At 70.1% G+C, this 13,605-nt stretch carries 13 protein-coding genes and 1 pseudogene; 1 reads left to right on the top strand and 13 read right to left on the bottom strand.

Features of this window, described 5'->3' with window-relative positions; all coding sequences use genetic code 11:
* Positions 1-188: 188 nt before the first annotated feature.
* Positions 189-1,427 (top strand): annotated as a pseudogene (locus GGR04_RS18600) (IS3 family transposase).
* Between the two features lie 164 nt (positions 1,428-1,591).
* Here the strand turns inward: GGR04_RS18600 and GGR04_RS18595 are convergent.
* The 13 genes from GGR04_RS18595 to GGR04_RS18535 form a co-directional block, all read right to left on the bottom strand.
* Positions 1,592-2,110 (bottom strand): GNAT family N-acetyltransferase, encoded by a 519-nt coding sequence (locus tag GGR04_RS18595; RefSeq protein ID WP_183201411.1) that lies wholly within the window; start codon positions 2,108-2,110, stop codon positions 1,592-1,594.
* Positions 2,107-2,628: an RNA pyrophosphohydrolase gene (locus tag GGR04_RS18590; protein WP_183201410.1), complete on the bottom strand. Its 522-nt coding sequence runs from the start codon at positions 2,626-2,628 to the stop codon at positions 2,107-2,109. Before GGR04_RS18590 ends, GGR04_RS18595 begins: the two co-directional genes overlap by 4 nt.
* Before the next feature lie 108 nt (positions 2,629-2,736).
* Positions 2,737-3,909: a divergent polysaccharide deacetylase family protein gene (locus GGR04_RS18585; RefSeq protein WP_183201409.1), complete on the bottom strand. Its 1,173-nt coding sequence runs from the start codon at positions 3,907-3,909 to the stop codon at positions 2,737-2,739.
* Between the two features lie 116 nt (positions 3,910-4,025).
* Positions 4,026-5,372 carry a S41 family peptidase gene (locus GGR04_RS18580; protein WP_183201408.1) on the bottom strand — a complete coding sequence of 449 codons (1,347 nt, stop codon included), beginning with the start codon at positions 5,370-5,372 and terminating at the stop codon, positions 4,026-4,028.
* Positions 5,362-6,927: a murein hydrolase activator EnvC family protein gene (locus GGR04_RS18575; protein ID WP_183201407.1), complete on the bottom strand. Its 1,566-nt coding sequence runs from the start codon at positions 6,925-6,927 to the stop codon at positions 5,362-5,364. The genes GGR04_RS18580 and GGR04_RS18575 overlap by 11 nt, the downstream gene beginning before the upstream one ends.
* 212 nt (positions 6,928-7,139) lie before the next feature.
* A complete protein-coding gene (rlmH, locus tag GGR04_RS18570) occupies positions 7,140-7,622 on the bottom strand; it encodes a 23S rRNA (pseudouridine(1915)-N(3))-methyltransferase RlmH (RefSeq protein WP_183201406.1) in 483 nt (160 codons plus the stop codon).
* Positions 7,623-7,688: 66 nt separating this feature from the next.
* Positions 7,689-8,147: a ribosome silencing factor gene (rsfS, locus tag GGR04_RS18565; protein ID WP_246393351.1), complete on the bottom strand. Its 459-nt coding sequence runs from the start codon at positions 8,145-8,147 to the stop codon at positions 7,689-7,691.
* Between the two features lie 53 nt (positions 8,148-8,200).
* Positions 8,201-8,872 (bottom strand): nicotinate-nucleotide adenylyltransferase, encoded by a 672-nt coding sequence (locus tag GGR04_RS18560; protein ID WP_312857485.1) that lies wholly within the window; start codon positions 8,870-8,872, stop codon positions 8,201-8,203.
* Positions 8,869-10,143 (bottom strand): glutamate-5-semialdehyde dehydrogenase, encoded by a 1,275-nt coding sequence (locus GGR04_RS18555; protein ID WP_246393342.1) that lies wholly within the window; start codon positions 10,141-10,143, stop codon positions 8,869-8,871. The genes GGR04_RS18560 and GGR04_RS18555 overlap by 4 nt, the downstream gene beginning before the upstream one ends.
* On the bottom strand, positions 10,133-11,302 hold the full coding sequence (gene proB / locus GGR04_RS18550; protein ID WP_183201405.1) for a glutamate 5-kinase: 1,170 nt from the start codon (positions 11,300-11,302) through the stop codon (positions 10,133-10,135). The genes GGR04_RS18555 and proB overlap by 11 nt, the downstream gene beginning before the upstream one ends.
* Positions 11,299-12,369: a GTPase ObgE gene (gene obgE, locus GGR04_RS18545; protein ID WP_183201404.1), complete on the bottom strand. Its 1,071-nt coding sequence runs from the start codon at positions 12,367-12,369 to the stop codon at positions 11,299-11,301. The genes proB and obgE overlap by 4 nt, the downstream gene beginning before the upstream one ends.
* A gap of 102 nt (positions 12,370-12,471) precedes the next feature.
* Positions 12,472-13,029, bottom strand: a complete 558-nt coding sequence (locus tag GGR04_RS18540) for a DUF3833 family protein (protein ID WP_183201403.1) — start codon at positions 13,027-13,029, stop codon at positions 12,472-12,474.
* Positions 13,026-13,601, bottom strand: coding sequence for a GNAT family N-acetyltransferase (locus GGR04_RS18535; protein WP_183201402.1), 576 nt, complete (start codon positions 13,599-13,601; stop codon positions 13,026-13,028). The genes GGR04_RS18540 and GGR04_RS18535 overlap by 4 nt, the downstream gene beginning before the upstream one ends.
* Positions 13,602-13,605: the final 4 nt, after the last annotated feature.

Raw genomic sequence — 13,605 nt, 5'->3', positions numbered from 1 at the left:
AACCGGACCGCAGCGCGCCGAGCCGAAGACCGCTCCGCCTCCTTCAGAACGCGCTCACGCAGATCGTCGCTGTATGGCCGTCCCATCGTCCACCTCCGCGGAAGACAGGACCTGAACCTGAAATAGCCCCCCGAATGACCCGGACACGATCTCCCACTCCCGCAAGGGTTAGGAGTAGTGTTGTGTCTATGACTGGTTCCTATCCGAAGGCAGAGGTTCTGCCCGGTCCCGAGCGTCGTCGATCGTGGTCGACGGCCGAGAAGCTGTCGATCGTCCAGGAAACTTACGAGGCCGACGTGACGGTGAGCCTGGTGGCGCATCGTCATGGCGTTGCGCCGAACCAGCTCTTCCGCTGGCGCAAGCTGGCTTCGCAAGGCGCTCTGGTCGCCACGCGAGCGCAGGAGGAGGTCGTCGCGGCCTCGGAGTATCGCGCTCTCCAGGCGCAGATCCGCGAGTTGCATCGCCTTCTGGGCAAGAAGACGCTGGAGACCGAGATCCTCAAGGTTGAGACGACCGTTGGCGTCGAACGTCGAGGCCGCCGCGGGCCCAAAAAAAGCGCTGTTGCGCTCGCTGTCGTGGCCCAAGGACGGTTCGCGGTGAGCGCCGTCTGCACGGTGCTCGACGTCGCCCGATCCAACATAGCGGAGCGCATGGCGGGACGTTCGCATCGGCGGCTCGGCTGACCGCCGCTGCCCGACGACGATCTCGTCTCAGCGATCAAGACGGTGATCGCCGACATGCCGACTTATGGCTACAGGCGTGTCCATGCCGTCCTCTGCCGCAAGGCACGGGCCGCCGGCACGCCGCTTCCCAACCACAAGCGCGTCTACCGTGTGATGAAGGCGCACGGCCTTCTTCTCCAACGCCACGCCGGCAATCCCGACGGGCGACGTCACGATGGGCGCGTGGCCATCGAGCGCTCGAACCTGCGCTGGTGCTCGGACGGGTTCGAGGTCGGCTGCGACAACGGCGAGAAGGTCCGCGTGGCCTTCGCGCTGGACTGCTGCGACCGCGAGAGCATCGGCTTCGTCGCCACCACCGAAGGCATCAAGGGCGAGGACGTCCAGAACCTCATGCTCCTCGCCGTCGAGGCGCGCTTCGGCCGCGTGAACCGCCTGCCACAGACGATCGAATGGCTCACCGACAACGGCTCGGGCTACATCGCCGGCGAGACCAAGCGCCTGGCACGCGACATCGGCCTGGAGCCCAGAACCACGCCCGTGCAGAGCCCGCAATCCAACGGCATGGCCGAGGCCTTCGTTCGCACCATCAAACGCGACTACGTCCGCGTCTCGTCCCTTCCAAACGCTCGAACCGTCATCGACACGCTGCCGATCTGGTTCGAACACTACAATACCGTTCACCCGCACAAGGGGCTCGGCTATCTCTCACCGCGTGAGTTCATCGCGTCCCGGCAATCCGTCTGATCCTGTCCGATCAATCGGGGGCAACAACAGTTGCTTTCAGCCGGAACGCTTCGAGGCCAATGCCTCCGTCGCTGCGGCGGTCGCGTCTTTCGAAGAGCGATGAGGTGGCGGCAAGCCTTGAGTCGGAGTGCCCGCACATTGGCCTCCGATCCGTCGTCGAACGATCAGTCCGCGTCGCCCTGGCCGAACGCGGCGGGATAGCGCAGCAGGCCGGACCAGCCGGCGAGGCTGCCTGGAACGAGTTCCAGCGCCTGGAACGAGGGGCCGGCCCACGGCACGACGGCGCCGAGTGCCAGATCCCGCCGAAAGCCGAGACGCTTGTAGAAGGCGGGGTCGCCGAGAACGAAGACGCTGCGCCAGCCGCGCTCGCGGGCGAGATCCAGTCCGTAGCGCACGAGGCGTGTGCCGGCGCCCTCGCCCTGGTGGTCGGGCACCACCGCGACGGGACCGAGCGCCAGGGCGCGCTCTGCGCCCTCCAGGGCGCTGAACAGGGCATGCGCGATGAGGTAGTCGCCCTGAGCGGCCACCACCGAGATGACGTCGTGTCCGGCTTCGATGATCGCCTGTGGCAGGCGCGCTTCCTCCTCGCGCCCGAAGGCGCTGGCGTGGATCGTCTCGATGAGCGCGAGTTCGCCGGGGGTCGTCTCGCGAAACTGCGTCTCGCCGGTGGCGGAAAAGCTCACGACGCCGTCTCGAGATGCCGGAACTCGGCGATCACGGCCTCGTAGACCGGCCGTTTGAAGGGAACGACGAGATCGAGGACCTCGTCCATGCTCTTCCAGGCGAAGGCGTCGAATTCGGCGGAATGGCCGCCCGGCGGGGGATCGATGGCAATCTCCGCGTCCGTTCCGGAAAAGCGGAAGGCGAACCATTTCTGGCGCTGGCCGCGAAACCGGCCCTTGAGGGCGATGCCGACGAGGTCTGCAGGAAGGTCGTAGGTCAGCCAGTCCTTCGTCTCGGCGAGCAGCGCGACCGAGCGCATGCCGGTTTCCTCGAAGAGCTCGCGCTCGGCGGCGAGACGCGGGTTCTCATCGGTGTCGATGCCGCCCTGCGGCATCTGCCAGAGCTTCTCGGCGCCCTCCATCTCGCCGTTGGGCTCGGCGATGCGGCGGCCGACGAAGACGCGGCCCTCGGCGTTCAGAACCAGGATGCCGACGCAAGGGCGGTAGGGCAGGGAAGCCGAGGGGGCGGCAGGGGTCATCGCGCGGGGATCTCCGTGTTGCCCTGCAAACGGTAGAGGATCGCGGACGCCGACGAAACGCTGGAGACGGCGTTTACCCGGATTAAACGACGCGCGTGTGTTCGGCCGTCAGCCCTTGGTTTCCGGGTCGAAGGCGAGCGCCGAGACCGGGACGATCTCGATGCCGCGAGCCGCGGCGCCATCGGCCCAGGCCGCGATGGCGGCGACCGTGACGTCGAAGGCGCTGGCGACGCCCACCGCTGTGCCGCGGGCGCGGGCGACGCGTTCGAGCGCGTCGAGCTGGCGCGCGATGGCCTGCGGATTGCGATCGTCGTCGAGCACGAGGTCGGCGGAGGCGAAGGGCGTGCCACCGGCGGTGGCGACGTCGCGGGCCTGCGAGCGCGCGGAGGTGCCGTCGTCGAGATAGAGAAGGCCGCGGCGGTTCAATTCGCCGAGGAAGGGCTCAAGGGCTTTGGTCTCGGCGTTGAAACGCGCGCCCATGTAGTTCATCACGCCGACATAGTTGGTCAGCCGCCCGAGCGACCAGTCGAGTGCCTCGAAACGCCGGGCCGCGGCGTCGGCGACGGTAAGCGTGTGCTCGCCCGGCGAGACGTCGGGGTAGCCGAAGGGCTCCAGCGGCGCCTGTAGCAGAAGCTCGTGGCCGTTGCGCCGGGCCGTCTGCATCCAGCGGTCGAGGCTGTTGCCGCTGGCGGCAAAGCCCAGCGTGACGCCGGCGGGGAGCCGCTCCACCGCCTGCTGCGTTCCGGTCTGGCTGATGCCGAGGCCGCCGACGACGATCGCGATGCGGGTGCCGAGCGTGCCGTTCGAGGTGCCGGCGTAGACGTCGAGCGGGCGCCGGCCGTCGCCCGAGCGGATCGGCAGCGGACCTTCGTCGCTCGGCTCGATCAGGGCCTGGTCGGGCAGGTGGGCGAAGGCCTGCGGCTGGCGCAGCGAGCCGGGTTCGAGCACGCGGATCGAGCCGGTGTAGGGATTGGTGGTGCCGTCGACCCGTGGCACGCCGTCGCCACCGGTGATGGTGACCCCGCCGCTCTCCTCCATGCGCACGATCTGCGGGCCGGGGCCCTCCGCTGCGGCGACGCGGGACGGTGCCAGGGCCTCAACCGGCGCGGCCTGGCGGGCGGGCGGTGTGAAATCCGGCTGCCCGAGCACCGCGAAGGCTGAGCCGCCGGCGAGCCCTGCAACGAGCATCGCGGCGACGCCGGCCGTACGCCATCGACGGTGATCGCGCGGCGACGTCGAGGTCAGGTTCTGGCCGAGAGGGCGGTACAGCTCGTCATGCATGCCTCCTGTGTAGGACAGCGAACTGGATCGGGGCTTTTCCCGAACGAAGAGGAGCCCCGATCTGGCGATCGGAGCCCCTATTCGTTCGGTGCCGGTTTCTGCGCCTTCTCGATCCGTCAGTTGGCGATCGAAGCCGAGTCCTGCTTGGGCGGGAAGGCCGCGTTGGTCTTCACGCCGCGCAGGAGATCGAGCGCGTACTGCATCTGCAGGTCGTCCTTGGCCTCTGGCGGCACGTAGTCGAGCGAGCCCGAGCCCTCGTCGCCCTCTTCGACGCCCTGGATGTGCCCACGCAGCGAGGACTCGCCGAGCTTGACGTCCTCGTCGGCCTTGAGGCCCATCTGCGCCTTGATCTCCTCGGGCAGCGGCTGCTCGACCTCGATGTCGGGCTTGATGCCGCGACCCTGGATCGAGGTGCCGGCGGGCGTGTAGTAGAGCGCCGTCGTCAGGCGCAACGCGCCGTTGGCGCCGAGCGGGATGATGGTCTGCACCGATCCCTTGCCGAAGGAGCGCGAGCCCACCACCGTGGCGCGGCGCTGGTCCTGCAGGGCGCCGGCGACGATCTCGGAGGCCGAGGCCGAACCGCCATTGACGAGCACCACCAGCGGCTTGCCGTCGATGTCGTCGCCCGTGCGGGCGTTGTAGCGGCGCGTCTCCTCGGCGTTGCGGCCGCGGGTGGAGACGATCTCGCCGTTCTGCAGGAAGGCGTCGGAAACGCTGACGGCCTCGTCGAGCAGGCCGCCGGGGTTGCGGCGCAGATCCAGCACGAAGCCCTTCAGCTTGTCCTCGGGGATCTTGGTCTTGATGTCGGCGATGGCCTCTTCCATGCCCGACGTCGTCTGCTCGTTGAAGCGCAGCAGCTTGATGTAGCCGACGTCGTTCTCGACGGTGTGGCGGACCGAGGGCACCTTGATCTCGGCGCGCTCGATCGACAGGCGCACGGGCTGCGTGGCGCCGGTGCGGATGATGGTCAGATCGACGGAGGAGCCGATCTCGCCCTTCATCTTCTCGACGGCCTCGGCGAGGGTCAGCCCCTTCACCTGCTCGCCGTTGATCTCGGCGATGAGATCGCCCGCCAGCACGCCGGCCTTGTCGGCGGGGGTGCCGTCGAAGGGCGAGATCACCTTGACGAGCTCGTTCTCCATCGTGACCTCGATGCCGAGGCCGCCGAACTCGCCGCGCGTTTCCGTGCGCATGTCCGCCGTTTCCTTGGCGTTCATGTAGCTCGAATGCGGATCGAGCGAGGTCAGCATGCCGTTGATCGCGGTCTCGATCAGTTTCTGATCGTCGGGCACGTCGACATATTGGGCGCGCACGCGCTCGAACACGTCTCCGAAGATCGCAAGCTGACGGTAGGTGTCCGATCCCGCGGCATTGGCGACGCCGGTGTGCGGGCCGACGAGGCTCGTCATCGCCGTGGCACCCAGAAGCGCCCCGGCGAAGAGAATGGAGAGCTTACGTATCATTCCTCGTCCTTCCAGATGATCCATCCGTCCACCAGGGCTGCGGATCGACCGGTTTCCCGTCCTTGCGAAATTCCACGTAGAGCGAAGGGTCGGTCTTGGCGACGCCCGCACCCGCCGAACTGGCGATCCGCGTCGCTCCCATCACGGCCACCGGTTCACCCGATAGCACGAACTGCCCGACCGAAACGTCGATCCGGCTCATTCCGGCCAGAACGATATGATAGCCATCGCCCGCGTTCAGGATCAAGAGCTGCCCATAGGAGCGGAACGGACCGGAATAGAGGATCTGACCTTCCGCAGGGGCCGTCACCGTGTCGCCGGGCCGCGCGGCGATGAGGACGCCCGAGGCTGCCCGACCGATCCCGTCGGACTGTCCGAAGCGGCTGGTTTCCTGACCCGCGACCGGACGAATCAGGCTCCCCTTCAATGTCGAAAATGCGGCGGCGGGCTCCATCCGCGCCATCTCACGCCGAAGTTGAGCGATGTCGTAGCTCGGCGTCTCATTCGTCGCAGGCGCCGTCAGCGGCGCGGCGTCCGGCGGCGTGGCCGCGGTCGCGGGCGGCGGGGCGGCCTCGGGCGTGCGCGCGGCGAGTTCGGCCTCGGCCGCGGCCCTTTGGCGCGCCTCCTCGGCGGCGCGGATCGTCGCCAGCCGTTCGCGCTCCTCGGCGGCGCGGGTGCGCTGCGTCTCGGCCTCCAGCGAGGCGATGAGCTCCTGCAGCGTTGTGGCCTGCGAGGCGAGCTCGGCGGCGCGCCGGCTCTCTTCGCCGATGCGCCCGCGCCCGTCCGCCTCCAGCTTTTCCTTTTCGGCGAAGAGCAGCCGCAGCCGTTCCTCGTCCTCGCGCCCCTTGGCGAGCGCGGAGGCGAAGCTCTCCTTCTCGCCGGCGAGTTGCGTCTTCACGGTCACCAGGCGGTCGAGATCGGCGGCGAGGGCCTGCGTCTGATCGCGGATCTCCGGCACCACGGCGCCGAGGAGAATGGCGCTGCGCACCGAGCCCAGCGCATCGCCGGGCTTGACGAGCAGCGCCGGCGGCGGCTTGCGGCCCATGCGTTCGAGCGCGCCGAGCACCTCGGCGAGAAGGCCGCGCCGCTCGCGCAGCGAGGCCTTGATGCGGGTTTCCTCGTCGGCGAGCGAGCCGATGCGGGCCTCACTACCGGCGATGGCGACCGAGGCCTTGCGCTGTTCCGCGGCGGCATCGACCATGGCGGCGCGAATGCGCTCACGGTCGGCGGCGAGCGCCGCGACCTCGGCGGCCAGCCGGTCGGCGGTGGATTTCGACAGATCGATCGCCGCGCCGATGCGCTGCAGCTCGGCCTGCGTGCGGGCGCGCTGCGCGATGAGGGCGATGCTCGTGGCAGCATCGGTGGCGTCGGAGGCGGGCGTCCCGGTGGTGCGCTCGGTGATCGAGGCCTCGCGCACCGGCGCCTCGCCGCTCGGCGGTTCCCCATCACGCGCCGCTGCCGCTGATCCGCCCGCCGCCAGCGCGAGCGCCAGCACGAGGCCGCGGGCGGCACCGAGCCGTCGCGCGGGGAAAGCGGGGGGGAGGGCCTGCGGCAAGCGTTCGTCCTCTGGTCGGCCGTATCAAACCGACGGTAGCGGGGCGGACCTTAAGATTCGATCAACCATGTCGATCGTCCGGTCGCTTCACGCGGACCGACCGCGCCATCCCGCGGCGTCAAAACGGCAGGAGGAAGGTCGCCAGGCTCCCGCTCTCGGTTTTCGCGCCGCCGTTGCGGCCCTGCAACGAAGCGCCGCAAGGCGTTCGTGTGTCAGGAGCGGTGGTAGGGATGGCCGGCGAGGATCGTGGCGGCACGGTAGAGTTGTTCGGCGAGGAGAATGCGCACGATCTGGTGAGGGAAGGTGAGGCGGCCGAAGGCGATCGTGGCAAGCGCGCCCTGCCGCATCTCGGGCGCCAGCCCGTCGGGGCCGCCGATCACGAGGGCGAGATCGCGCAGGCCCTCGTCTCGCCAGCGGGCGAGATCCCCAGCGAACTCATCGGAGGAAGGGGTGCGCCCGGTCTCGTCGAGCACCACGAGCCGACAGCCCTCCGGCAGTGCAGCGACGAGCCGCTCCGCCTCGTCGCGCTTGCGTTCCATGACGCCGGCATGCCGGGACTCGGCGAGTTCGACGACGCCCGCGAAGTCGAGTCCGAGCGGCGCGCCGCTCTTCTTCAGGCGGTCGAGATAGCGACCGGCAAGATCCTGTTCCGGCCCCGCCTTCATCCGCCCGACCGCGGCGATGCGCAGCCTCACGGCTGCGCCGCCGGGAGGCGAGGCGCGCCTGAGCGCGCGTCCCGCGCCCGGCGACGACGCGCCATCCTAGTGGACCTTCGCGTCTCCGCCGTCCGCCACGGTCCACATCTTCTCGATGTTGTAGAAGGAGCGGACTTCCGGGCGGAAGATGTGGATGATGATGTCGCCGGTGTCGATCAGCACCCAATCGCCGTTCTGCAGGCCTTCGACCTTGGCGTTGCCGTGGCCGGCCGCCTTGAGGTCGCGCAGCACGTGGTCGGCGACCGCCGAGACGTGGCGGTGCGAGCGCCCGGACGCGATCACCATGTGGTCGGCGAGTGCGGAGCGCCCGCGAAGGTCGATGGCGATCACCTCTTCGGCCTTCGAATCGTCGAGGCTGGCGGTCACGGTGTCGATGGCGGAGCGCGCGGATGCGGGCGGCGTGGAAACGGGGTCGGCGGCGGCGTCGGACGAGGCGGGGATGCGATCGTTCGTCAGTTCAGCGGCGGGGTTCAGGTAACTGTTCCTTTCGGGTTGCAGGCGCAAGTCTGGCTGGACTGTGCCCGACACAAGTAAAGTGGCAAGGTTCGGTGACGGATTCAAGACGGCGCCTCCGCGCGGTCGGTCGGTTCGGTCGGTGTGCCACGCTCGCGCAGCAGCGTCGAGGAGAGGGGCGAGCGCGGCCCGTGCAGGAAGACCCAGGCCGGCGGATCGCTGAGCGCCAGGAGCGGCGCGTCGGCTTCCGCCAGGCGGAAGCGCCCGAGCGCCCGCGCGGCGGGCGAGGAGAGAAGCGAGAGCGTCGCGCCCGGCCGGTCGATCACGGCCAGCGGCACCTGCCGGGCGATCGTGCGCCAGGACTGCCAGCGGTGGAAGCCGGCGAGACTGTCGGCGCCCATCAGCCAGACGAAGCGCACGTCGGGCTTGCGCCGGCGCAGCAGCGCCACCGTGTCGGCGGTGTAGCGGATCTGGTGCACCGCCTCGAGCGCGGTGACGAGGATGCGGGGATCGCGCACCAGCCGGCGCGACAGCGCCACGCGCTCGGCCAGCGGCTTGAGGTTGCCGTGGTCCTTCAAGGGGTTTCCCGGCGTCACCATCCACCATACGCGGTCGAGCCGCAGCCGTTGCAGCGCCGTCTCGGCGACGAGAAGATGCCCCTCGTGCGGCGGGTTGAACGAGCCGCCGAACAGGCCGATGCGAAGGCCGCGCTCGGTGTGCGGCAGGCGGAGATCCGCCGGCCGCAGCGGGGGGGCCGGGTGGAGGGCGTGGGTCACGGGCGGGTCTGGCCCGATCCGGAAATGCGGTAGTTGAAGGTCGTCAGCTGTTCGACGCCCACCGGCCCGCGCGCGTGCATCTTGCCGGTGGCGATGCCGATCTCGCCGCCGAAGCCGAACTCGCCGCCGTCGGCGAACTGGGTGGAGGCGTTGTGGAGGAGGATCGCCGAATCCACCGCGCGGAAGAAGCGGTCGGCGACGGCGTCGTCCTCAGTGACCACGGCCTCGGTGTGATGCGAGGAGTAGCGCGCGATATGCGCGAGCGCGCCTTCGACGCCGGGAACGAGCGCCACCGAGAGGATCGCGTCGAGATACTCGGTGCGGAAATCCTCGTCTGTGGCCTCCAGGGCGGCGGGATAGAGCGCACGCACCGCGAGCGTGCCGCGGATCTCGCAGCCGGCCGCCGCGAGATCGTCGAGGATCGGGACGAGATGCGTCGCTGCCACCGCCTCGTCGACGAGCAGCGTCTCGGCCGCGCCGCAGACCCCGGTGCGGCGCATCTTGGCGTTCACCGCGAGGGCGCGGGCCATGGCCAGATCCGCCGCGCCGTCGATGTAGAGGTGGCAGAGGCCCTCAAGATGGGCGAAGACGGGTACGCGCGCGTCGCGCTGCACGCGCTCCACGAGCGAGCGCCCGCCGCGCGGCACGATCACGTCGATCGCACCATCGAGCCCGGTGAGCATGGCGCCCACCGCCGCGCGGTCGGCCGTCGGCACGAACTGGATGGCGTCCGCCGGCAGGCCGGCGGCTTCGAGCCCGGCCATGAGCGCCCGGTGGATCGCGGCCGAGGAGCGGCGCGCGTCCGAGCCGCCACGCAGGATCACCGCGTTGCCGGCCTTGAGGCACAGCGCGCCGGCGTCGGCGGTGACGTTCGGCCGGCTCTCGTAGACGACGCCGATCACGCCGATGGGCGTGCGCACCCGCCGGATGCGCAGGCCGTTGGGGCGCGTCCACTCTTCCGCCACCGCGCCCACGGGGTCGGCCAGCGCGGCGATGGCGCGAAGGCTGGCGGCGACCCCGGCGACGCGCGCCGCGTCGAGCCGCAGGCGATCCAGCGTGGCGGCGGAGAGGCCGGCGCGTTCGGCGTCGGCCACGTCCTCGGCATTGCCGGCGAGGATCGCGGGCAATGCCGCCTCGACGGCGTCGGCCATGGCGAGGAGCGCGCGGTCCTTCGTGGCCGCGTCCGCCTGCGCGAGGTGGCGTGCGGCAGCGGTGGAGCGCTCGCCCATGTCGCGCATCAGCGCGTCGACGTCCTGCGTGTCACCCTGCATCGTTCGGCTCCGCCATCTCGTCCCATTGGCGCGACATCGCCAGATCGTCGCGGTGGATCATCGCCGTGCGCGCGCCGACGCCGAGCCTGGCCTCGATCGCGTCGGAACGAAGCCCCGCCACCTCCCGCGCCTCGGCGGCATCGTAGGCGATGAGCCCGCGGGCGATCTCGTGGCCGGCCTCGTCGAGGACGAGGATCGTGTCGCCGCGCCGGAAGTCGCCGTCCACCGCGCGCACGCCCGCCGCGAGCAGGCTGCGGCCGGCCTGCAGCGCCTGCACCGCGCCGGCATCCACCGTCAGCCGGCCGGAGGCGTCGAGATGGCCGGCGATCCAGCGCTTGCGCGAGCGCACGGGGTCGCTCGACGCCTGGAACAGCGTGGCCCGCTCGCCCCGCGCGATGGCGGCGAGCGGGTTCATCCGGTCGCCCGCGGTGATGATCATCGCGGTGCCGGCGGCCGTGGCGATCTTGCCGGCATCGATCTTGGTCTTCATGCCGCCCCGCGACAGGATGGAGGCCGCGCCCCCGGCCATCGCCTCGATCGGGGGCGTGATCGCCTCCACGAGAGGAATGTGCTCGGCCGCGGGATCGCGGGCCGGCGGCGCCGTGTAGAGCCCGTCGATGTCGGAGAGGAGCACGAGAAGGTCGGTCGACATCATGGTGGCGACGCGCGCCGCGAGGCGATCGTTGTCGCCGTAGCGGATCTCGGCGGTGGCCACCGTGTCGTTCTCGTTGATCACCGGCACGGCGCCGAAATGGATGAGCGTGCCCACCGTCGCGCGCGCGTTGAGATAGCGGCGGCGCTCCTCGGTGTCGCCGAGCGTGAGCAGCACCTGCCCGGCCTCGATGCCGTGGGCGCCGAGCGCCTCGCTATAGGCGCGCGCCAGCGCGATCTGCCCGACCGCGGCGGCCGCCTGGCTCTCTTCCAGCTTCAGGCCGACGGGGGGAAGGCGCAGGATCGAGCGGCCGAGCGCGATCGCGCCCGACGAGACGATCATCACCTCGCCGCCGCGCGCATGCAGCATCGCGACGTCGGCGGCGAGCGAGCCCAGCCAGTCGCGGCGCAGGCCCGTGGCGGGATCGACGAGCAGCGCCGATCCGATCTTGACGACGATACGCTTCGCCGCCCCGAGCGCCTCGGCGCCGGTTTTCAGACCCGTCATCCCCGCCAGTCCTCTTCCTTCAGCGACGCCCCGAAGCGGCGGCGGTCGTCGGCCGCGAGATCCTCGGCGGCAGTGTCCTCCATGCCGGCGATCTCCCGCCGCAGGCGCCGCAGCGCCTCCGGCATGCCGTGCTTGGTGACGGCCGACAGCGCCAGCGGCTTGACGCCGGAAGCCTCTGCCAACTGGTCCAGCTTGTCGCGCCGGGTCTCGTCGTCCACCGTGTCGATCTGGGAGAGCGCGACGATCTCGGGCTTCTCGATCAGCTCGGGATCGTAGAGTTCGAGTTCGCGGCGCACCGTGGTGTAGGCGAGGGCGACGTCCTCCTCCACCGCCGAGACGAGATGCAGGAGCACGCGCGTGCGCTCGACATGGCCGAGGAACCGGTCGCCGATGCCGACGCCCTCGTGCGCCCCCTCGATGAGGCCGGGAATGTCGGCGATGACGAACTCGTGGCTATCGACCGTCGCGACGCCGAGATTGGGATAGAGCGTGGTGAACGGATAGTCGGCGATCTTCGGGCGCGCGGCGGTGACCGAGGCGAGGAAGGTCGACTTGCCGGCATTGGGCTTGCCCACCAGCCCGGCGTCGGCGATGAGCTTCAGCTGCAGCCAGATCGTCAGCTCCTCGCCCTCCAAGCCGGGATTGGCCCGGCGCGGCGCCTGGTTGACCGAGGACTTGAACTGCCAGTTGCCGAAGCCGCCATTGCCGCCGGCGGCGATGCGGAACACCTGGCCGATCTCCGTCAGGTCGCAGATCAGCGTCTCCTCGTCCTCCGAGAAGACCTGCGTGCCCACCGGCACCTTCAGCGTGACGTCGTCGCCCTTGCCGCCGGTGCGGTTGCGGCCCATGCCGTGCATGCCGGTCTTGGCCTTGAAGTGCTGCTGGTAGCGATAGTCGATCAGCGTGTTGAGGCCCGACACCGCCTCGATGAAGACGTCGCCGCCACGCCCGCCGTCGCCGCCGTCCGGGCCGCCGAACTCGATGAACTTCTCGCGCCGGAACGACACCGCGCCGGCCCCCCCGTCGCCGGAGCGGACATAGACCTTGACCTTGTCGAGAAACTTCATGGCGTTGGCTTTCGGGTCAAAGACGCCCCGCGGACGCTTCCAGAATACTGAGGTTCGCTCGTTCCTAGCGCCGACGGCGCCGGGACGAAATGGGGTCGCGCCTCACGGGCGCGGCAAATGCGCGGCAAGCGCCGCGGCGGACTTGGCAAAGGTGACGTCGGACGTCGCCACAGGCAGCCCGAACTTCGTGACGCTCACGTGGTTCGAGACCGTGCCGTCGGTGTTTGCCGTCATCTCGTGGCGGAAACCGAAGAGCGTGGCGCCGCCGCCCGGCGCATGCCCTCGGTAGGTCAGCACCGCGCCAATGGGCGTGCGCGTTCCCGCCACCGGGACGGGCGCGGCGAGCGTGCCGTCGCCAAGCTCGGTTTCCACCGTTCCGGAGATCTCGGCGCCCCGCTGCGTCAGATCCCAGCGCTGCAGCCGCGCGCCGTCGCGGAAGGCGAAGCGCTCGTCGAGCCGGAGCCGCTCGCCGTCGCGCCGACCGGTGAAGGTGGCGGTAAAGGCCTCGCGGAAGACGAGGAGCGTTCGCACCTCGCCGGCGCTTTGCGACGACCCCGCGAAGAAGTCCGCAAGATCGAACGGCGCAGCGGCCCGCGCCGAGCCGGCCACTGCAAGCCCGGCCACCGCCAGGATGGCGAGGGCAGCGAGACGCCGTGTCATCGGCTGGTGCTCCAACTCTTCAGCGATTCCCAGCAACGCCGATCCATCCGATAGGTCTCGCTGGCGACCCGCCCGCTGACCAGCGAAGTCGAGAGGCCGGTGCCGCAATAGGCGAAGCCGCACTTGCGGATGACCCGCCGCGAGGCTCCGTTGACGACCCGGCAGCGAACCTCCACCACGGCCATGCCGAGCGTGGCGAAGGCATGGTCGATCACCGCCTGCGCGGCCTCCGTGGCGAAGCCCTGCCCCCAGAAAGGCCGGCCGATCCAGTAGCCGAGCTCGACCGCGCCGTCCTCTTCGAGCGCCTGCAACGAGGCGAGCCCGAGAAAGGCGCCGTCCGCACGGCGCGTCAGCGCCAGGATCAACTCGTCCTCGACGCCGCTGAGGAAGGCCTCGGCATTCCCCAGCGTGTAGGGATGGGGAATGCGCGAGGTCATCTCCGCGATCTGCCGGTCGTTGGCGTATCGGGCGATCGCCGGGGCGTCCGCCAGCACCGCCGGGCGAAGCCGGAGGCGGCGCGTGGAGAGGGAACACTCGTCTTCGTCGAGCGTGCTGGCATCGTCGCATGTCATCGGA

This window comes from Aureimonas pseudogalii (assembly GCF_014196835.1).
GTDB lineage: Bacteria > Pseudomonadota > Alphaproteobacteria > Rhizobiales > Rhizobiaceae > Aureimonas > Aureimonas pseudogalii.
Note: the sequence above shows the minus strand (reverse complement) of the source record. Positions and strands in the feature narration are given on the sequence as shown.

What these genes read in the sequence shown, in the direction of transcription:
- GGR04_RS18590 (WP_183201410.1), bottom strand. Translation starts at nt 2,628, where the DNA reads ATGACCCCTGCCGCCCCCTCGGCTTCCCTGCCCTACCGCCCTTGCGTC.
- GGR04_RS18585 (WP_183201409.1), bottom strand. Translation starts at nt 3,909, where the DNA reads ATGCATGACGAGCTGTACCGCCCTCTCGGCCAGAACCTGACCTCGACG.
- GGR04_RS18580 (WP_183201408.1), bottom strand. Translation starts at nt 5,372, where the DNA reads ATGATACGTAAGCTCTCCATTCTCTTCGCCGGGGCGCTTCTGGGTGCC.
- GGR04_RS18555 (WP_246393342.1), bottom strand. Translation starts at nt 10,143, where the DNA reads ATGCAGGGTGACACGCAGGACGTCGACGCGCTGATGCGCGACATGGGC.
- proB (WP_183201405.1), bottom strand. Translation starts at nt 11,302, where the DNA reads ATGACGGGTCTGAAAACCGGCGCCGAGGCGCTCGGGGCGGCGAAGCGT.
- obgE (WP_183201404.1), bottom strand. Translation starts at nt 12,369, where the DNA reads ATGAAGTTTCTCGACAAGGTCAAGGTCTATGTCCGCTCCGGCGACGGG.
- GGR04_RS18540 (WP_183201403.1), bottom strand. Translation starts at nt 13,029, where the DNA reads ATGACACGGCGTCTCGCTGCCCTCGCCATCCTGGCGGTGGCCGGGCTT.
- GGR04_RS18535 (WP_183201402.1), bottom strand. Translation starts at nt 13,601, where the DNA reads ATGACATGCGACGATGCCAGCACGCTCGACGAAGACGAGTGTTCCCTC.